Consider the following 19,294-nt stretch of genomic DNA (forward strand, 5'->3'; position numbering starts at 1 on the left):
CATGTCGTGCAGCAGAAGGTCGGTATAGGGCCGGATCACCTGACCGGCCAGGATCGGATCGGCGGCATTGGCCCCGGTGACGAAGCGCGGCACATGGCAGGCGGCACAGCCCGCCGTGGCGAAGACCGCCTCGCCCCGCGTGACCTCCGGCCGGTCGATGCCGCGCCGCGCCGGCACCGCGAGATTGCGGGTGTAATGGACCACGAGGTCGAACATCTGGCGCGTCACCTCGACGCCTTCGGCCGGGTCGTCGCCGGTCGGGGCGGCCCGGCAGGCGGTCTGGCGCGCCGTGCAATCGCCGTGGGAAGCCGGGATCAGCGGGGTCGACAGGCCGATGTCGCCGGCGAAGGCTGCCGCCGTCTGCGCCGGCACGTCCGGCTGGCCCGCCTTCCAGCCGAAGCGGCCGAGGCGGTGCTCCGGCCCGATCCGGTTGGCTACGCCACGGATACCGTCGCCGTCCCGGTCGTCGGGATCGGCATGGGCCAGGATCTGATCCTCCGGGATCGCCTCGAGCAGGCCGAGGCCGACCATCGGCAAAGCGATGCGGGGCGAGAGCATGACGTCGGCCGCCATCGGCCCAAAGGCGAGATCGGCGACGCCATAGCTCGGGCGGCGCAAGTGCACGACCTCGCCACCGGCCAACGCTACCGCGACCTCGTCATAGGCGACGGTCATCCGTCCTTCGCCGTCGAAGCCGCGGATGGCGCGGTTCTGGAGCTGCAGGCCGTAGGTCGGCTCCGGCAGGTCCGAAACCGCGCCCGAGTCCAGCGTGGCGCGTTCTTCCGCCGTATGAGGCGGCACCGACAAGCGAAGGAAGAGCGAGACCGCGATCTCGTCCGGCCCCGGCACGCGCCCCGGCCCGTCGTTCAGGTGGCAGCTCCGACAGGAGCGGGCGTTGTAGAGCGGGCCGAGCCCGTCCGACGCCGTGGTCGAGGACGGGGCGGAGGCCCAGAGCTTGCTGAACAACGCGTTGCCCAGCAGGAAGTCGAGCTTGCCCTCCTCCCCCATATTGGCGGACGGGTGGCCGAAGGCGTCCTGGTCCGGCGCCTCGTAGGAGGTCGCCGCCCCGCCGGAAGCGTCGGGTGGCTCCGTCCCGGCGCCGGCCGGCCCCATCGCCACGCCCGTGCCCAAGGCCAGCAGCAGGGCCGCGACGCCGCCGCGGCGCGCGACGGCACCGGTCACGATGTCACTGCGCCACGGCCGAGGGATTGTCGAGGCTGTCCGACCCCTCGAACTTCACCGGCGCCAGCTTCAGCGCGGCGATGATGCGTTCGAAGGAGCGGGTCTGATCGGTCAGCGTGTCGACCAGCTTCTGGATCACCGCATTGCCCTCGGCATTGCCGGCCGCAATCATCTGGTCGTAATGCTCCTTGGTCTTGGCGCGCTGCTTGATCGCGGTCGCCGCGACCACGGTCGCCGCCAGCTTGGCCTTCACTTCGTCCGACAGCTTGGGGTCGGCTTCGGCCACCAGGTCGGCCAGCGAGGGGCCGCTGACCTTCTTGCCGTCCAGGCGGGTGTAGCTGCCGCCATAGACATTGGCCATGCCGATCACGTCGTTGTAGTGCGAATTGTGGGTGTTGTCGGAGAAGCAGTCCTGCTCCTCCTCCGGGTCGTGGAGCAGCAGGCCGAGCTTGGTCCGCTCGCCCGCCAGCTCGCCGTAGGAGAGCGAGCCGAGGCCGGTCAGGATGGTGACGATGCCGCCGTCCGCCCCCTTGGCGTCGAGTTCCTTGCGCGCCTCGCCGCCCGGCTTCCACTGTTCCGCCATCCAGGAGAGGTCGGAGAGCAGAAGATCGGTCGCGGCCTTCAGATAGGCGGCGCGGCGGTCGCAGTTGCCGTGGGTGCAGCCCGAACCCTGGACATAGTCGGTGAAGGGCCGGTCGCCCGCGCCGGGGCCGGTGCCGTTCAAGTCCTGGCCCCAGAGCAGGAATTCGACCGCGTGGTAGCCGGTCGCCACATTGGCCTCGACCCCGCCGACTTCCTGCAGCTTTTCCAGGAGTTCGGCGTCGATCTTGGTGGCGTCGATGGTCTCGCCGCCGGCCTTGAGCCGGGTATTGGCGATCACGTCGGCAGCATAGAAGGGATTCTCGTCCGACTCGGTGCCGTAGTTCTCGGCGACATAGTCGATCAGGCCTTCGTCCAGCGGCCAGGCGTTCACCTTGCCTTCCCAGCCGTCGACGATCGCATTGCCGAAGCGGAACACTTCGCTCTGCAGATAGGGCGGACGGGCGGCGATCCAGGCGGCGCGGGCGGCGGCCAGAGTCTCGGCCGAAGGCGCGGCGATCAGCTTGGCGACGGCAGCGTCCAGCGCCTTGGCGGCCGTGGCGGCGTCGCCGAAGGTGGCCTCGGCGATGTCGGCATAGGTCTTCAGCACCGCTTCCTTGGTCGTCGCCGCCGCGGCCCCGGCCGCCATCCCGGCCGTCATGATGCCAGCCACCAACGCGGCCGCCCACCTGTTCTCGCTCATCCGATGCCTCCGTTCCGACAGGGCCGGCCCCATCTGTACCTGCGACGCATTCTTAATATCAAAGATGCGCCGGATGCAAGCCCTGCCGGAAATCGTTTTTCAGGAACGGCGGCGGGCGGCCTCGATGAAGGCGGCGATGTCGTCGAACACCGGCTTGTCGGGCACGGCATGGGCGAGCCCGTCGATCACCCGGCTCTCGGCATGGGCGCGGCCGGCGAGCGAGCGGGTGCAGTCGCCCCCCAGGCGGGGCGAGGCGACCAGGGGGTCCCGGGCGCCGATCACGGCATAGACGGCGCGGTCCCCCGGCACGCGGACGCCGTTGAAATCGATGTTGTTCCGGTCCGTGCAGGTCCAGCCCATGATGACGAAGGCGGCGACGACAGGCGGCGCATCGGCATATTGGGCGACCGCGAGCCCGCCTTCCGACGCGCCGACGACGGCGATGCCATGGGGATCGACCCAAGGCAGGCCGGCCAGGCGGGCGACCGTCCAGCGCGCCTCGTCGAGCCGCCAGGCCAATGTCTCCGGCCCGACGTCGCCGCAGCTCTGCGGCCGGCCGGTCCGGGCGAAGGACCAAGGCGCCAGCACGACGAAGCCGCGCTTCTCGAATTCTTCCGGGATTCCCGCCATCTCGCCCGAGCAGCCGTGCAGGAAGACGACGACCGGCAGCCTCGCCCCCTCGACCAGCAGGCCGGCCAGGGGGTCGTCCTCGTCCTGGCCGCGCTGGACCAGTTCCGCCACCGTCGCCTCGATCGGCTTGCCGTCGGCCGAGGCGGACCAGGGCACATAGATCCTCGTGCCCTGCCAGACCGCCCCCTCGTCCGAGAGCAAGCTGCAGGCTGCCGCCGCGAGGGCGAGCAGGAGGGCGGCGAGTCGGGCGCGGCGGGATCGGATGGACACGGCCCGAAGACTAAAAGAGTGCCCCGCCCCTGACAATCGCCGCCACCCCCTTGCAATGCAGCACGGGCGCCCCATTTGTGCCTTGTTTCGGGGTCCGGGCCCCTCTGGCAGGCGAGCGATCGCCTGCGATGTCGGACTCTTCCACCTGTCGGACGGTGTTCCGCCGCCGCGTCATTTGGAGGGGCCGCAATGGCTACTTCTCCCTGGGTCTGGGCCGCATTCGTCGCCTTCGTGCTGGGCCTGATCGCCCTCGACCTCGGTGTCCTGCACCGCAAGGCCAAGGCCGTCAGCATTGCACAGGCGGCCTGGAGCAGTGCCGCCTATATCGCCCTCGCCATGGTCTTCGCGGCCGGCGTGTTCCACTTCCGGAGCGCGGAAGACGGCTGGGCCTTCGTCACCGGCTTCCTGATCGAGAAGAGCCTGTCGATCGACAATATCTTCGTCTTCGTCCTGATCTTCGGCCATTTCGCCGTGCCGGCCGAGTTGCAGCACCGGGTCCTGCTCTGGGGCGTGCTGGGCGCGCTTGCGATGCGGGCGGTGCTGATCTTCGCGGGCGTCGGCCTGATCGCCGAATTCCATTGGCTGGTCTATCTGTTCGGCGGCTTCCTGATCGTCACCGGCATCAAGATGCTGCTCGCCGCCGATGCCGAGCCCGATCTCGCCAACAACCGGATCATCGGCTTCCTGCGCCGGCGCCTCCGCGTGACCGAAACCTACGAGGGCGAGCGCTTCTTCCTGCGCCGGAACGGCGTCCTCTTCGCGACCCCGCTGTTCCTGGCCCTCGTGGTGATCGAAGCCTCCGACCTCGTCTTCGCGGTCGATTCGATTCCGGCCATCCTGGCGGTCTCGCAGGATCCCTTCATCGTCTTCACCGCCAATGTCTTCGCCATCCTGGGCCTGCGCGCGCTCTATTTCGTGCTCGCCGGTGTCATCCACCGCTTCCACTATCTGAAATATGCGCTGGCCCTGATTCTCGTGCTGGTCGGCGTCAAGATGCTGGTGAACGGTTATTTCGGAGGCAAGACCATCCCGACCGAATATGCCCTGATCGCGACCGCCGCCCTGGTCTTCGGCTCGATCGCCCTGTCCTGGTTCCGCAAGGCGGAAGCGCCCGCCGCCCTGCCCACCGGCTGGGTGGTCGGCTCGCCCGCCAAGGGCGAGGAGGCCGAGCATGGCCGCTGACCTCGCCCGCCGCCTGCGCCGGCTGGAGCGGGTGGCGGAACTGATGGAGTCGCGCTGGACCCTGCCCATCGTGAAGAAGCCGGTCGGCCTCGACGGCTTGATCGGCCTCTTGCCGGCGGGCGGCGACCTCGTCTGCGCCCTGATCGCCCTCGGCGTCGTGATCGAGGGCGCGCGCATGGGGGCGAGCCGGGGCACCGTCGCCCGCGGCTGCCTCAACATCGGCATCGACTTCCTGATCGGTATCCTGCCGATCATCGGCGACTATGCCGACGTGCTCTACCGCGTGAATACGAAGAATGTGGCGATGATCCGCCGCGATCTCGCCCGCAGCCACCCGGAACTGGGCGAAGATTGATCTTGGCGGGGCGGTTGCAGCACCTATAGTGGCCGCCGTCCTGACGGGCCCCGCGCCCGCGCCAGCCGTGAGAAGAAACGTGAGCGAACCGATTCAGCCGGCCCCGGCCCCCGCCCTGCCCCTCTTCTACAGCAAGCCCGAGATCCTGACCGTCTCCGCCCATGCGAACCTGCGGGTAAAGCCGGCCGAGCACCTGAAGTTCGCCGCCAAGGCCAATTCGATCCCGATCGTGGCGGAGGAATTCCTCGATTGCGCCGGCGCCTATCCGATCGTCTTCACCCAGGGGCCGCAGCCCTCGGCGGTCGCCGTGGTGGGCCTGCGCGACAACGAGAACCTGTTCCTCGATCTCAAGGGCCGTTGGATCCCCGGTTTCCCGATCCCGGCCTATGTGCGGCGTTATCCCTTCATCTTCCTCGAAGTGCCGAACGAGGACCGCCTGACCCTCTGCGTCGACCGCGCCGCCCCCAATGTGGTCGAGGGCGGCAACGAGGGTCAGCCCCTGTTCGAAAAGGGCGAGGCCAGCAGCTTCGCCAAGGCGACGCTGGCCTTCTGCGAAGCCTTCCAGAAGCAGCTCCTCGCCACCCGTTCCTTCGGCGAGGAACTGGCGGCGCGCGACCTCCTGTTGCCGCGCAATGTCGATCTGGCCGACCGCAAGGGCCGCCGCTACACCATGGGCGGCTTCCAGGTCGTGAACGAAGAGAAGTTCCGCGCCCTGCCGGACGAGACCATCCTCGACTGGCACAAGCGCGGCCTGATGACCGCGATCCTGGCCCATTTCATCTCGCTGCGCCGCTGGCCCCTGCTGATCGAGCGGCTGCAGACCCGCGTCGGCTGAGCCTTGCCCCTCATGGCGATGTGATATTATAACATCGCCATGAGCGACCTTTCCGATACCGCGGCCGGGCTTCCGGTCACCCTGCTGACCGGTTTCCTCGGCAGCGGCAAGACCACCGTGCTGAACGGCTTGCTGCGCCATCCCGGCATGGCGCGCACCGCCGTGATCATCAACGAATTCGGCGAGATCGGCCTCGACCACCAGCTCGTCGAATCGGCCAAGGACGAGATGGTCCTGCTCAAGTCGGGCTGCCTGTGCTGCACCGTGAAGGGCGACCTGATCGACGCGCTGCGCCGGCTGTTCCTGCAACGGGTTCGCGGCGAAGTGCCGGAATTCGACCGGGTGGTGATCGAAACCACGGGCCTGGCCGATCCCGCCCCGATCATCCACACGCTGATGGCCGATCCCCTGGTCGCCGCGCGCTATCGCCTGGACGGCGTGATCGCCACCGTCGACGCCGTGAACGGCGCCGCCACGCTGGACGAGCACGAGGAAGCGGTGAAACAGGCCGCCGTGGCCGACCGCCTGCTGCTGACCAAGACCGACCTCGCCGACGCGGCGACGGTGGACGCCCTGAAGGCCCGGCTCGCGGCGCTGAACCCGGCGGCGCCGGTGATCGTGGTCGAACAGGGCGCCCTCGACCCCGCCCTGGTGCTCGACGTCGGCCTCTATGACGCCGCGACCAAGTCGGTCGACGTAGCCCGCTGGCTGAAGGCCGAAGCCTATGCCGAGCATGATCACGGCCACCACCATGACCACGATCATCACGACCACCACGACCCGAACCGCCACGACGCCCGGATCGCGGCCTTCTGCTTCACGATCGACAGGCCGATCGATCCCTTCGCCTTCGAATCCTGGCTCAATGTGCTGACCAGCTTCCGCGGGCCGAACCTGCTGCGCATCAAGGGCATCGTGAATCTGGCGGGGCACGAGCGGCCGGTCGCCATTCACGGCGTGCAGCACCTGTTCCACCCGGCGGTCGAACTGCCCGCCTGGCCGGATGAAGACCGGACGAGCCGCATCGTCTTCATCACCCGCGATCTCGACCGCGCCGTGATCGAGGAGACTTTCGCCGCCTTCACCGACCAGGCGCCGGGTCACGACGGGCCGTCCTACGACCCGCGCTATGCCGGTTTGGCGCCCCCCCTCGTCAGGGGGTGATCGCGATCACAGCCTTGCATCGCAGGGCGTCCTATCGTCCACTCATGTCGCCGCCGGCAAGGCCCGCGGCACACTGTGAACGGGTGGGAGATATGAAAACGGTCGGTCGGCAGTCGCCGCTGAGCTATCGCAAGGTCCTGGCCATCGGGACCGGTCTGGTGGTCGCACTCGCGGTCTCGGGGGCGGCGCTCCGTGTCGCCCATGCCCAGGCGCCGCTGGCGCATCTGGGCACCAATGCGATCGCCGTGGTCGAGGACGTTTCGGCACCGTCGAGCGGCCTCTCCTTCATGGATTTCGTCTTTGCCGGACAGAGCGTCGATCTCGGCGCCGACGGCAAGCTGACCGTCTCCTATCTCTCCGGCTGCCGGAGCGAGACGATCACCGGCGGCAAGGTCCGCTTCGACACCACTGGCGCGGTCGCCGAGGGCGGCACGGTGAAGGCCACCGTCGCCCCTAATTGCCAGACCGCATCGGCCCAGATCGGCGCCGATGCGACCGAGGCGGGGGCGGTCGCCGTGCGCGGCGCCGAAGGCCTCGGCGGCGACGAGGACCAGGACCGCGTCATCCGTTCGAGCGAGCCGGCCTTCCGCTGGCTGGCGGGCGGTGCCGGCGAAGTGCGCATCTACAATGTCGGCCGGGTGCCGGCCCAGCTCGTCTGGAGCGGCGAGGGCCAGGACGGCCACATCGAATATCCGGCCAGTGCCCCGCGCCTGACCGCCAATGTGCCCTATCGGGTCGAAGTCCGCTCCGGCGGCGCCGTGATCGGCGTCGCGCGCTTCTCGATCGACCCGAGCCTGAGCGAGCCCGATACCCTGGCCAATCGCCTGGTGCCGGTTGCCAAGCCCTGACGGGCAGAACCGCCAGCGCCGGCTGTGGGGCCGGCGCATCGGCCTCTCCGCGGCGCTGGCGCTGCTGCTGACCGGCATCGTCGTCTCGGGACCGCATGATTTCCTGTGCCGGCTCGGCATCGATTTCCTGATCCCGGCCCGCCACGCCCTGTTCGGGCCGCTGTTCGCGCCCGAGCAATCGGACGTCGTGCTGATCGCGATCGACGAGCAGACCTATCACGTCGAACCCTTCGCCGGCACGCCCAAGGTCGCCTGGACGCCCGAACTGGCCAAGGTGCTGGACGGCGCCGTGGCGGCGGGGGCCGTCGCGGTCGGCTTCGACGTGGTCTTCCCTGTCACGCTGGACCGGCCCGACCTGCTCTCCGGCCGCGACAAGCCCTTCCTGATCAGCCTTCGCCGCGCCGCCGACCAGGGCAAGGTGGTGCTGGGCGAGGCCCGCCTCTCCCGCGAGGTGCTGCGGCCCCATCCGGCCCAGCAGATCGCGGTCCGGGGCGACGGCAACATCCGCCTTCTCAACCTCCGCTTCGATCCGGACGATGTGGTCAGGGCCTATGTCGCCCGCTACGCCCTCGACGGCGGCGGCAGCGTGCCCTCCTTCGGGGCGGAACTGGCGGCGCGCGCCGGCAAGCCGGTGCCGGACGAGGATTTCCTGATCAATTTCAACACCGGGCCGGGCGACGTCCCGACCTACAGCCTGGCCGACATCGCCGCCTGCCTCCAGGCCGGCGACGCCGACTATCTGGCCCGCGCCTTCAAGGGCAAGATCGTCCTGGTCGGCGAGACCCTGGACATCGAGGACCGTTTCCGCGGCGCCAAGCGCCTGGCCCTGACCGAGGGCGACGCCAGCCGCGACCCGCCCCGCTGCAGGGTGGCGGCCGACCCCGAACGCTACCGCCCGCTGGGCAGCCGCTCGTCCATGCCCGGCGTGCTGATCCACGCCGCGGCGATCAACACGATCACCCATCAGGCCTGGCTCACCCAGATGCCGATGGTGGCGGAAGTGCCCTTCGCCATCGCCTGGTTTCTCACCCTCGGCCTCGCCTTCTTCCTGCTGCGACCGGCGGGAGGGGCCGGGGTCGGGCTCGGCGCTATGGCCCTGCTTTTCGCCGCCGCGGTCGTGGCCTTCCACTATGGCCTGGTGGTGCCGATCGTGCCGCTGGGCGTCGGGGCCCTCGTCGTCTTCGCCGCCCTCTATGCCTATCGCTTCGTGGTCGAGGACGGCGGGCGGCGGCGCATCCATCACGCCTTCCGCCACTATCTGGCCCCCGCCCTGGTCGATCGCCTGGCCGAGGACGCCGGCGCGCTCCGCCTCGGCGGCGAGCGGCGGCGGGTCACCGTCTTCTTCTCCGACATGGTCGGCTTCACCAGCCTGGGCGAGCGCCTGGCCGGCGATCCCGAGCGTTTCGTCGCCGTGATGAACCAATATCTGACCGTGCTGACCCGGGCGATCGAAGCCCGGGACGGCTATGTCGACAAATTCATCGGCGATGCCGTGATGGCGATCTGGGGCGCCCCCCTCGCCCATGCCGACGCCGAGCGCTTGGCGGCCGAGGCGGCACTGGATGCCCAGGAGGCACTCGACGCCTTCAACGCCCAGGTGGTGGTGCCGGAATTCGGCCTGAAGCCGCTGGGCACGAGGATCGGCATCGCCTCGGGCGAAGCGGTCGTGGGCAACATGGGCTCCGAAACAAGGCTCAACTACACGGTGACCGGCGACGTGGTGAACCTGGCCTCCCGCCTCGAGAGCGCCAACAACCACTATGGCACCCGGGTGATCCTGTCCGGCCCGACGGCCGAGGCCCTCGGCCCCGATTTCGTGCTCCGCCCGCTCGACCGCCTGGTGGTCAAGGGCAAGTCCCTGCCGGTGCCGATCTTCGAACTGATCGGCCGGCGGGGCGACGTCCCGGCCGAGCGGATCGCCGCCCTCGACGCCTTCGAGGCCGCCCTGGAACGCTATCTGGCCCGGGATTTCGCAGCGGCCGAAACCGCCTTCGCCGCCCTTTCGGGCGACGACCCGGTGGCCGCCCTCTATCTCTCCCGCGCCATGGTCTACCGGCTGGAGCCGCCGCCGGAAGACTGGGACGGCCGCCACATCCTCGAATCCAAGTGATCAGCGCCCCGGGAACAGGATCGGCCGGTAGCTGGCGCGGAGCACGTCGTTGAAGGCGCGGGCCTTGTTCAGTGCGCCCATGACCGCGTCCGGGCTCGCCTTCTCGTCGGTCAGGCCCTGCTCGTAGAGATCCTTGGCGCAGGCGAGCCAGCCGTCGATGATCGCCCGGCGGTCGGCATCCGTGGCCAGATGGGCCGGCACCTGGCCGCCGGTGAAGCCGATGCCGGCATAGGCTTCGAGCGCCGTCTGCGCCCGCCGCCCCTTCACCTCGTAGACATGGCGGAGCGCCGCGGCCGAGACGATCGCGGCGTCGAAATCGGTCAGCCGGCCCTGCAGGATGGTCTGATTGCCGTTCTTCACCCGCTTCGGCAGGTTGTAGACCAGATAGCCGTTCATCTGCGCCGACTTGACCGCTTCCCGCATGCCGGCATCCGCACTGTCCACATTGGCGGCGTCGAATTTGTACATTTCGGCGGGCTCGACCTGGCCGAAGCCGACCGCGGTGCCGGATCCCGTCTGCGCGATATTGTTGAACAGGGATTCTTCCCAGAAGATCGAGAGCAACAGGGCGAGGCCGGCGGCGCGCCCGTCGTCCGCCGGCGGGGCGCGCCAGCCCTTCCAGGTCGCCACGGCCTGGCCGACGGGTGCCGCGATCTTGGCCGCCCCGGTGGCGCAGGAAAACAACATCAATCCCCAGCTCTTGCCGGGCAGGCTCGGCTTTGCCGCCATGTCCTCGTCCCCCATGGACGGCCAGAATGGGACGGCCGCCAGCGCGTGTCGGTGACCCCCGTCACCGAAATCCGCGCCGGCCAGAGCATGCCATCCCGCGGTCGCCGCGCCTATGGCCATGCGTCGCCGGGACGGGGCCCCGCGCCCGCCGCGGGCTGACCGCACCCCGCCGCCCGCCTACAATAGGTCCGGGCGACCCCGGTTCGAGGAGCGATGAGCGTTACGGTAACCGAGCACGATTGGCAGGCCCTGCCGGTCGCGGCGGCGTTCAAGGGCCATGTGGTCGGCGACATTCATGGTGTCAGCTCCTTGCTGCGCCGCGCCCTCGACATCGTGGGCCGGCGGGGCGGTGGCGCGCTGGTCACGCTCGGCGACTATATCGACCGCGGGCCGGACAGCCTCGGCGTGCTCGACCTGCTGATCGAGGCCGAGCGGGACCTGGATCTCGTCCCGCTGGCCGGCAATCACGACTGGTTCATGTGGTGGTCCGTCAAGGCCGGCCGCTTCGCCCCCTATTGGATGCAGAACGGCGGCCACGTCATCCTGCGCGAGATCCGCGACGATCTGAATTTCCATTCCCTGGCGGCCGTCGTCGGCCCGGCGCGCTGCGCCTTCCTCGGCCGCCTGAACGACTATCACCGGGTCGGCGATCTCGTCTTCGTCCACGCCGGCCTGCCGCCCTGGTTCGACAGTTTCGCGGCGATGGCCGCCGCCGTGCCGGGCTGGAAGCAGACTCCCGCCCACGAGCCCGAACACGCCCACTACCAATGGATCCGGGCCGATTTCCTGAACGCCGACCGCAATCCCGGCGGCGTCTTCGTGGTGCACGGCCACACTATCCACCCGGAAGTGACGCTCCGCCCACACCGCCTTTCGATCGACCTCGGCAGTTATACGAGCGGGCGGATCGCCCTGGTCGAGATCGACCACGACCGCTTCCGCCCGACCGTGATCGAAGACGACGAGCAGCCGGCCCGCTGGCGCCGCGCCCGGGCCGAGGCGATCGGCCTGTAACCCCCGAAGGCGTCCGCCGATACCGCGCCCTCGTCGAGAATGCTTGCAGAGCGGGCCGCCCCTGGCCTAGTCTTGATCCGGTGGAGACAAGGTTGTCTCCCGAGTGGCATGGAAGCCTCCACCCCTCATGCAGGGGGCGGGGCTTTTTTTTTGGCTGGAGCGGACGGCTGATGACATCCGAGGTATGGCGCGTAGGTGTCCTGTTTTCCCGGTCGGGCGTCACCGCGGCGACCGAAATCGCCATGTTCAACGGCACCCTGCTGGCCATCGAGGAAATCAATGCCGCCGGCGGCGTGCTGGGCCGGCCGCTGGAGCCACTGGTGCGCGACCCGCAATCGTCGCCCCGGCTCTACCGCGACATGGCGCGCCAGTTGCTGATCGACGATTGCCGTATCCTGTTCGGCTGCTACATGTCGTCGACCCGCAAGGCCGTGATGCCCGAGGTCGAGGCGCTGCGCGGCCTGCTGTTCTATCCGACGCTCTACGAAGGCTTCGAATATTCCGACCGCTGCTTCTATACAGGCGCCGCGCCGAACCAGAATTCCCTGCCGCTGGCGCGCTATATGATGGAGAATTTCGGCAGTCGCTTCGCCTTCGTCGGCTCCAACTATGTCTTCCCCTATGAATCGAACCGGGTGATGGCCGACCTGGTGACCCAGGCCAAAGGCCGGGTGGTCGACGAAGTCTACCTGCCGCTCGAGGACAAGCCGGCCGACATCGCCCGGGCCATCACCCGCATCGCCAAGGCCAAGCCCGACGTCGTCTTCTCCACCCTGGTCGGGGCGACCATCCCGCGCTTTTATGAAGCCTTCGCCGCCGCCGGCTTCGATTCGGCCAAGATGCCGATCGCCAGCCTGACCACGTCCGAGGTCGATCTCGTCGCCATGCCGCCTTCCGCCAGCGCCGGACATGTCGCCTCCGCGACCTTCTTCGAATGCCTGAAGACGCCGTCGGCCCGCCGCTTCGTCACCGCCTTCAAGCAGCGCTTCGGCCTCCACGCACCGGTGACCGGCTGCGCCGAAGCGGCTTATAACCAGATCCACGTCTATGCCCAGGCCTTGGCGTTGGCCCGCACCGACGAGCCGGAGGCGATCGCCGCCCATGTCCGCGGCCTGGAATTCGAGGCGCCGCAGGGACGCATCCGCATCGATCCCGACAACAACCACACCGAACTCTGGCCCCGTGTCGCGCGGGTGAACGCGGCAGGCGCCTTCGAGATCGTCTGGGATGCCGGGGCGCGGGTGAAGCCCGATCCCTATTTCGTCGCTCCTTCGCTCGACGACTGGAGCCTGCCGGCCGCCCCGGCCGCGGGCGGCTCGCAGGGCTGACGGACCCGCCGCCATGTCCTTCCAGATCCTGCGCGACTTCAAGGGACTGCGGGTCCAGGTCATCTACCCGCCCGACCAGGAAGGCAAATCCCTGGTCGAGCACCTGAAGCGCATCGGCTGCGTCTGCGAAACCACCTGGCCCCTGCCCGAGGCGATCTCGTCGACCGCCGACCTCGTGCTGCTCTCGGTCGAGCAGGAGAGCCGGGCACAGATCCTGGACCTCACCCGCGACTTCGCCAAGGGCCGCGGCCCCACGATCGTGGCCATCGTCTCCTACGAGAATCCGAGCACGCTGCAGGTCGTCATCGAATGCGGCGCGCTCGCCGTGATCGAGCGGCCGATCCGGCCCTTCGGCCTGCTCACCAACCTGATGCTCGCCCGCTCGCTCTGGCTCGAACGCCAGGAGGCGGAAAAGCGCATCCGCAAGCTCGAACGCAAGCTTTCCGGGAACAACAAGATTACAAAGGCCAAGGCGATCCTGATGGAGAGCCAGGGCCTTTCCGAAGAGGTCGCCTACGAGAGCATCCGCCGCCAGGCCATGGCCAAGCGCCTGCCCATGGACGAGATGGCGGCGGCCATCATCAACGCACATGAGCTATTGAATTTCACACCGAAGAATGATTGACTATTAGGCGTCGAAGCGGTGACCGAACGGTGACCGCCCAGAATTCAGGCAGTGGAACAGTGAAGTTCTCTGCCTAACGGCGATGAAGCCCGTGAAGTCCCGCAAGGGACGTTACGGGCTTTTTTTATTGCCCATCGGCCAACAGTGGCGTTGGCCCGATTCCCATCATCGCGTCTTGCAACCTGTCCAGTTACGGACGGGATCGCCCGGACTTCGCCTTGAAGGATCGGCCCGCCGCATGCCTGTCTTCCCGCGCCGGCCGCTCCGCAACACCAGAGGGGTAGCCATGAGTCTCAATCGTCGTTCCTTCCTGAAGTCGACCGCGCTGGCCGGTGCCGGTGCCATCGCGGCCCCGGGCCTGATGACCCGCGCCGCCCTGGGCGCCGATCCGATCAAGGTCGGCGTGCTGTTCTCGCAGACCGGCGGGCTCTCGATCATCGAGAAGTCGCTGGCCGACGCCACCCTGATGGCGATCGCCGAAATCAACGCCAAGGGCGGCGTCGCCGGCCGGCCGATCGAGCCGATCATCGAAGACGGCGCCTCCGATCCCAAGACCTTCAACGAGAAGGCCTCCAAGCTCGTGGTGCGCGACCGCGTGCCGACGGTCTTCGGGTGTTACACCTCGGCCAGCCGCAAGGCCGTGCTGCCGGTGTTCGAGAAGCGCAACAACCTGCTCTTCTACCCGACCTATTACGAAGGCTTCGAGTGCTCGAAGAACGTGATCTACACCGGTTCGGCGCCGAACCAGCAGCTCTCGACCTTCATTCCCTGGATCATCAAGAACCTCGGCAAGAAGAAGTTCTTCATCGTCGGTTCGAACTACATCTACCCGCGCGAGATGGCCAAGGTCTGCAAGATCCTGATCGAGGCCAACGGCGCCGAATGGGTGGCGGACGAATATCTCGAGCTCGGCCATTCCGAATGGGGCTCGATGGTCAACAAGATCAAGTCGTCGGGCTGTGACGTCGTGCTGTCCAACGTGGTGGGCGACTCGGTCGTCGCCTTCTACCGCGAGTTCAAGAACCAGGGCCTGACCCACGACGTGCTGCCGATCTGCGCCTCGGTCACTTCCGAGGTCGAGATCGCGGCCATGGGTGCCGAATATGCCGCCGGCTCCTACACCTCCTTCCCCTATTTCCAGGCGATCGATTCCGAGGCCAACAAGGCCTTCGTGGAACGCTACCGGGCCTATGTGAAGGATCCCAAGGCGGTCACGCACCACGCCATGGAATCGAGCTACTTCCAGGTCTATCTGTTCGCCCAGGCGGCCGCCAAGCTGGGCGACAAGCTGACCTCGAACGCGATCCGCGACGCGGTCGCCGGCAGCGAGTTCGACGCCCCGAACGGCCACGTGAAGATCGACCCCGAGAACCTGCACACCTGGCTCACCCCGCGCATCGCGCAGTGGCAGGCCGACGGCCAGGGCAAGATCGTCGACCAACTCCCGGCGCCGATCCGTCCGCTGCCCTATTCGGCCTATGGCGAGACCGAAGCCAACCTGTTCTGCACCACCGCCGGCCTCGATTCGGCCAAGCTGAAGCAGTAACCCCGATCATTACCCGGCCGCCGCGCGCGGCGGCCGGGCCTCCTTTCCATCGTTTCCGCGAGGTCACGTCGTGGTCGATACTTTGTTCATCGGCTTGAGCCTCGGCTCCATCCTGCTGCTGGTCGCCCTCGGTCTCACCATCACTTACGGCGCCATGGGGGTCATCAACATGGCCCACGGCGAAATGGTGATGATCGGGGCCTATTCCACCGTGCTGTCGGGCCTCTATCTCGGCGCCAATTTCCTGGTCGCCATCCCGATCGCCTTCATCGTCTCCGGCGCGATCGGCTGGGGCATCGAATGGCTGCTGGTCAGAAGGCTCTACGGCCGGCTGATCGATACGCTGCTGGCGACCTGGGGCATCGCCATCCTGCTGCAGCAGGCGGTGCGCCTCGAATTCGGCCTGTCGTTCTTCGGCATCCACATCGACGGCCTGGGGCCGGGGCTGCAGAATGTCGACGTTCCCGCCTTCCTGCGCGGCACGATCCCCCTGCTCGGGACCGAGATCAACGCCTTCCGGTCCTTCATCATCCTGGTCACCGCGATCCTGACCGCGGCCACCTGGTTCGTCATGTATCGCACCTCGATCGGCATGCAGGTACGGGCCGTCATGCGGAACCGCAACATGGCGGCCGCCTGCGGCATCGACGTGAAACGCGTCAATGCGCTCACCTTTGCCTATGGTTCTGCCCTCGCCGGTGTCGCCGGCGTGATGATGTCCGGCTTCAAGACCGTGTTCCCCGACATGGGCGCCTCCATGGTGGTCGACGGCTTCATGGTCGTCGTCGTGGGCGGCGTGGGCAGCCTGTTCGGCGCCGTCGCAGCCTCCGGCATTCTCGGCGAGATCAACGGCCTGGTCGCCGCCGCCACCAACGACATCCTCGCCCGCGCGGTCGTCTTCGGCACCGTCATCGTCGTCATCGTCCTGATGCCGAAGGGCCTGTTCTCCTTCAAGGGGCGCTGAGCCATGCATATGCCTCGTTCCGTCACCTGGGGCGCCTACGCCCTCTTCATCGCCGTCATCCTCCTGCTGCCGCTCGTGGTCGACGATCCCTTCTGGCTGAACCGCTTCGCCAAATACGGCGTGTTCGGCATGCTCGGCATCGCCGTCGCGCTCTCCTGGGGTTACGCCGGCATCCTGAACCTGGGCCAGGGCCTGTTCTTCGGCCTGGGCGCCTATGCGATCGCCATGTCGCTCAAGCTGGCGAGCCCGACCAGCCTGGCCCAGGGCTCCGACACGCCGGTGCCCGACTTCATGCTGTGGAACGCCGAGCCGGGCGCGCAGACCGATCTCTGCTGCATCAATTCGGGTTCCTTCCTGTGGATCCCCTTCCAGTCCGAATGGTTCGGCATCGCCATGGGGCTGGTGCTGCCCGTCCTGATCGCCGGCATCCTGGGCACCGTCGTCTTCAGGAAGCGCGTCGCCGGCGTCTTCGTCTCGATCATCACGCTCGCCCTCGTGCTGCTGGTCCGCCTCCTGCTGATCGACGCGCAGCCGGTCACCAACGGCTTCAACGGCCTGACCGACCTCGGCTGGCTCACCATCGGCGGCTTCGAGTTCGACCCCTATATCACCGAGACCTATTATCTGGTCGCGGTCTGCCTGACGCTCGTGCTGATCGGTACCCGCGTCCTGGTCGAGACCAGGGCCGGCCTGATCCTCCAGGCGATCCGCGACGACGAGAACCGGGCGCGTTACCTCGGCTTCGACGTGCCCGCCTACCAGATTTTCTTCTTCTCGGTTTCGGCCCTGATCGCGGGCTTCGCCGGCATGCTCTATGTCGTGGTCGCCGAATTCGCCTCGCCCACCTTCATGGACCTCACCTTCTCCATCACCATGGTGGTCTGGGCCGCGGTCGGCGGGCGTTCCTCGATCCTGGGCGCCTGCATCGGCGCCATCCTGATCAACACGATCGAAGCCTCGATCAGCGAGACCGAAGCCTTCGTCGAGGCCTGGAAGGCGATCATCGGCCTGATCTTCGTCCTCGTCGTGCTGTTCCTGCCGCGCGGCCTCGCCGGTCTCGCCAAGGACGGCATCGCCGCCCTGCTCGGCCGCCGCAAGGCCGATCCCACGCTCGCGACCGGCCAGGAGGTGACGGAATGAGCGACATCGCCCTCACCCTCGACGGCCTCGGCGTCTCCTTCTCCGGCTTCAAGGCGGTCGACGGCGTCTCCCTGCTGGTCAAGACCGGCGAGCTTCGCGTGTTGCTCGGCGCCAACGGGGCCGGCAAGACCACCCTGATGGACCTGATCAGCGGCAAGACCAAGAGCACCGAAGGCCAGGTCTATGTCGACGACGTCGACATCACCAATTGGGCCGAGCACAAGATCGCCCGCGCCGGGGTGGGCCGGAAGTTCCAGATACCTTCCGTGTTCCGCGAGATCAGCGTGCGGCGCAATCTCGAAGTCGCCTGCTGTCTCAATCCGTCCGTCTTCGCCAACCTGCGCCTGGGCTTCTCGCCCGCGGCCAAGCGAAAGGTCGAGCGGGCCCTGGCCCTCGCCGGGCTCGAGGCGGTCGCCAACAAGCCGGCCGGCGAACTCTCCCACGGCCAGACGCAATGGCTCGAACTCGCCATGCTGATCGTGCAGGAGCGCCGCATCATCCTGCTCGACGAGCCGACCGCCGGCATGACCGAGGGCGAGACGGCGAAGACGGCCGAAATCATCAACGGCCTCAAGGGCAGTCATACGCTGCTCGTCGTCGAGCACGACATGGCCTTCGTGCGCGAGATCGCCGAGACCATCACCGTACTGCACCTGGGCAAGGTCCTGGCCGAGGGTTCGATCGCCGAGATCGAGGGCAATCCGGCCGTGCGCCAGGCCTATCTCGGCTCCAAGGGGATCGCGTGATGCTGCAGCTCGAGAATGTCCACAGTTACTACGGCCGCAGCCACATCCTGCACGGCATGACACTCGACGCGCCCGACCGCGGCATCCTCGCCGTGCTGGGCCGGAACGGCACCGGCAAGACCACGACGATGAAGACGATCATGGGCCTGACCACCCGTTCGTCCGGCAAGATCGCCCTAGGTAACACCGACCTTTCGGCGGCACCGACCCACGAGCGCGCCCGCGCCGGCATCGCCTATGTGCCGCAGGGGCGCGAGATCTTCACCGATTTCTCGATCCGCGAGAACATCCTGATGGGCTGTTACGCCAGGCGTGACGGCAAGCGGGAGATCCCCGCGATCGTGCCCGAACTCTTCCCCTATCTGCGCGACAACCTGGACCGCCCGGGCGGTGTGCTCTCGGGCGGGCAGCAGCAGCAACTGGCGATCGCCCGCGCCCTCGCCGCCGATCCCAAGGTCCTGCTGCTCGACGAGCCCTGCGAGGGCATCCAGCCCTCCATCGTCGAAGAGATCCAGAAGATCATCGTCGCCATCAACAAGGAACACGGCATCACCGTCGTGCTGGTCGAACAGAACGTCGACTTCGCACGCAGTGTCGCCACCCGTTTCGTCATCGTCGAGAAGGGCGCCGTCGTCGTCGCCGGCACGCCCGACGAGTTGACGGATGCCATCGTCCACAAGCATCTCGCGGTCTGACCGCCATCTGGGAGAAGCAGCATGATCCATGGTGATATCGTCTCGAGCAACGACACGGTGGGCGTCGCCGTCGTCAACTACAAGATGCCGCGCCTGCACACCAAGGCCGAGGTCCTCGAGAACGCCAAGAAGATCGCCGACATGGTGATCGGCATGAAGCAGGGCCTGCCGGGCATGGACCTGGTCATCTTCCCGGAATATTCGACCCACGGCATCATGTACGACTCGAAAGAGATGTACGAGACCGCCTCGACCATCCCGGGCGACGAGACCGAGATCTTCGCCGAAGCCTGCCGCAAGGCCAAGGTCTGGGGCGTCTTCTCGCTGACCGGCGAGCGCCACGAGGAGCATCCCAACAAGGCGCCCTACAACACCCTGATCCTGATGAACGACAAGGGCGAGATCGTCCAGAAGTACCGCAAGATCATGCCCTGGGTGCCGATCGAGGGCTGGTACCCCGGCAATTGCACCTATGTCTCGGAAGGCCCGAAGGGCATGAAGGTGTCGCTCATCATCTGTGACGACGGCAATTACCCGGAAATCTGGCGCGACTGCGCCATGAAGGGTGCCGAGCTGATCGTGCGCTGCCAGGGCTACATGTATCCGGCCAAGGAACAGCAGATCGTCATGGCCAAGGCCATGGCCTGGG

Annotated in this window: 19 protein-coding genes; 15 read left to right on the forward strand and 4 right to left on the reverse strand. The window is 67.5% G+C overall.

All coding sequences use genetic code 11. The features are described 5' to 3' along the window. The 3 genes from WC493_RS15865 to WC493_RS15875 form a co-directional block, all read right to left on the reverse strand. Nucleotides 1-1,182, reverse strand: a 1,182-nt coding sequence (locus tag WC493_RS15865; protein ID WP_373066504.1) for a di-heme oxidoredictase family protein, incomplete at its 3' end; no start/stop codon positions are given. A gap of 4 nt (nucleotides 1,183-1,186) precedes the next feature. After that, nucleotides 1,187-2,464, reverse strand: a complete 1,278-nt coding sequence (locus WC493_RS15870; protein ID WP_373066505.1) for an imelysin family protein — start codon at nucleotides 2,462-2,464, stop codon at nucleotides 1,187-1,189. A 99-nt stretch (nucleotides 2,465-2,563) separates the two neighbouring features. Further along, nucleotides 2,564-3,364: a dienelactone hydrolase family protein gene (locus WC493_RS15875; protein WP_373066506.1), complete on the reverse strand. Its 801-nt coding sequence runs from the start codon at nucleotides 3,362-3,364 to the stop codon at nucleotides 2,564-2,566. Between the two features lie 189 nt (nucleotides 3,365-3,553). Between WC493_RS15875 and WC493_RS15880 the strand changes: the two genes are divergently transcribed. The 6 genes from WC493_RS15880 to WC493_RS15905 all read left to right on the forward strand — a co-directional run bounded on the left by WC493_RS15880 (nucleotide 3,554) and on the right by WC493_RS15905 (nucleotide 9,858). Then, nucleotides 3,554-4,546, forward strand: a complete 993-nt coding sequence (locus WC493_RS15880) for a TerC family protein (RefSeq protein WP_373066507.1) — start codon at nucleotides 3,554-3,556, stop codon at nucleotides 4,544-4,546. Next, nucleotides 4,536-4,901 carry a DUF4112 domain-containing protein gene (locus tag WC493_RS15885; RefSeq protein ID WP_373066508.1) on the forward strand — a complete coding sequence of 122 codons (366 nt, stop codon included), beginning with the start codon at nucleotides 4,536-4,538 and terminating at the stop codon, nucleotides 4,899-4,901. Before WC493_RS15880 ends, WC493_RS15885 begins: the two co-directional genes overlap by 11 nt. Before the next feature lie 79 nt (nucleotides 4,902-4,980). Next, nucleotides 4,981-5,736, forward strand: a complete 756-nt coding sequence (locus WC493_RS15890) for a SapC family protein (protein WP_373066509.1) — start codon at nucleotides 4,981-4,983, stop codon at nucleotides 5,734-5,736. A gap of 39 nt (nucleotides 5,737-5,775) precedes the next feature. Beyond that, complete coding sequence (locus WC493_RS15895; protein WP_373066510.1) at nucleotides 5,776-6,900, forward strand: GTP-binding protein; 1,125 nt, start codon at nucleotides 5,776-5,778, stop codon at nucleotides 6,898-6,900. A gap of 92 nt (nucleotides 6,901-6,992) precedes the next feature. Beyond that, nucleotides 6,993-7,748, forward strand: coding sequence for a hypothetical protein (locus WC493_RS15900; protein ID WP_373066511.1), 756 nt, complete (start codon nucleotides 6,993-6,995; stop codon nucleotides 7,746-7,748). Then, the gene (locus tag WC493_RS15905) at nucleotides 7,735-9,858 is read left to right on the forward strand and encodes a CHASE2 domain-containing protein (protein ID WP_373066512.1); all 2,124 of its coding nucleotides are present in this window, start codon (nucleotides 7,735-7,737) and stop codon (nucleotides 9,856-9,858) included. The genes WC493_RS15900 and WC493_RS15905 overlap by 14 nt, the downstream gene beginning before the upstream one ends. On the opposite strand, the gene WC493_RS15910 is transcribed toward WC493_RS15905, so the two are convergent. Further along, complete coding sequence (locus WC493_RS15910; protein ID WP_373066513.1) at nucleotides 9,859-10,587, reverse strand: hypothetical protein; 729 nt, start codon at nucleotides 10,585-10,587, stop codon at nucleotides 9,859-9,861. 213 nt (nucleotides 10,588-10,800) lie between these two features. On the opposite strand from WC493_RS15910, the gene WC493_RS15915 reads away from it, so the two are divergent. From WC493_RS15915 to WC493_RS15955, 9 genes are all read left to right on the forward strand, one after another. Continuing rightward, nucleotides 10,801-11,601: a metallophosphoesterase gene (locus tag WC493_RS15915; RefSeq protein WP_373066514.1), complete on the forward strand. Its 801-nt coding sequence runs from the start codon at nucleotides 10,801-10,803 to the stop codon at nucleotides 11,599-11,601. A gap of 170 nt (nucleotides 11,602-11,771) precedes the next feature. Then, on the forward strand, nucleotides 11,772-12,929 hold the full coding sequence (locus tag WC493_RS15920) for a transporter substrate-binding domain-containing protein (RefSeq protein ID WP_373066515.1): 1,158 nt from the start codon (nucleotides 11,772-11,774) through the stop codon (nucleotides 12,927-12,929). Nucleotides 12,930-12,942: 13 nt separating this feature from the next. Beyond that, nucleotides 12,943-13,554, forward strand: a complete 612-nt coding sequence (locus WC493_RS15925; RefSeq protein WP_373066516.1) for an ANTAR domain-containing response regulator — start codon at nucleotides 12,943-12,945, stop codon at nucleotides 13,552-13,554. Between the two features lie 286 nt (nucleotides 13,555-13,840). Further along, the gene (locus WC493_RS15930; protein ID WP_373066517.1) at nucleotides 13,841-15,100 is read left to right on the forward strand and encodes an ABC transporter substrate-binding protein; all 1,260 of its coding nucleotides are present in this window, start codon (nucleotides 13,841-13,843) and stop codon (nucleotides 15,098-15,100) included. A gap of 70 nt (nucleotides 15,101-15,170) precedes the next feature. After that, nucleotides 15,171-16,064 (forward strand): urea ABC transporter permease subunit UrtB, encoded by an 894-nt coding sequence (urtB, locus tag WC493_RS15935; RefSeq protein ID WP_373066518.1) that lies wholly within the window; start codon nucleotides 15,171-15,173, stop codon nucleotides 16,062-16,064. A 3-nt stretch (nucleotides 16,065-16,067) separates the two neighbouring features. Then, nucleotides 16,068-17,204: an urea ABC transporter permease subunit UrtC gene (gene urtC / locus WC493_RS15940; RefSeq protein WP_373066519.1), complete on the forward strand. Its 1,137-nt coding sequence runs from the start codon at nucleotides 16,068-16,070 to the stop codon at nucleotides 17,202-17,204. Then, nucleotides 17,201-17,950 carry an urea ABC transporter ATP-binding protein UrtD gene (urtD, locus tag WC493_RS15945; protein WP_373066520.1) on the forward strand — a complete coding sequence of 250 codons (750 nt, stop codon included), beginning with the start codon at nucleotides 17,201-17,203 and terminating at the stop codon, nucleotides 17,948-17,950. Before urtC ends, urtD begins: the two co-directional genes overlap by 4 nt. Continuing rightward, nucleotides 17,950-18,645: an urea ABC transporter ATP-binding subunit UrtE gene (gene urtE, locus WC493_RS15950; RefSeq protein WP_373066521.1), complete on the forward strand. Its 696-nt coding sequence runs from the start codon at nucleotides 17,950-17,952 to the stop codon at nucleotides 18,643-18,645. Before urtD ends, urtE begins: the two co-directional genes overlap by 1 nt. A 21-nt stretch (nucleotides 18,646-18,666) precedes the next feature. Further along, nucleotides 18,667-19,294 (forward strand): aliphatic amidase (locus WC493_RS15955; RefSeq protein WP_373066522.1); only part of this gene is annotated, 628 nt, incomplete at its 3' end.

It is taken from the genome of Zavarzinia sp., from assembly GCF_041650655.1.
In the GTDB taxonomy this organism is placed as follows: Bacteria; Pseudomonadota; Alphaproteobacteria; order Zavarziniales; family Zavarziniaceae; genus Zavarzinia.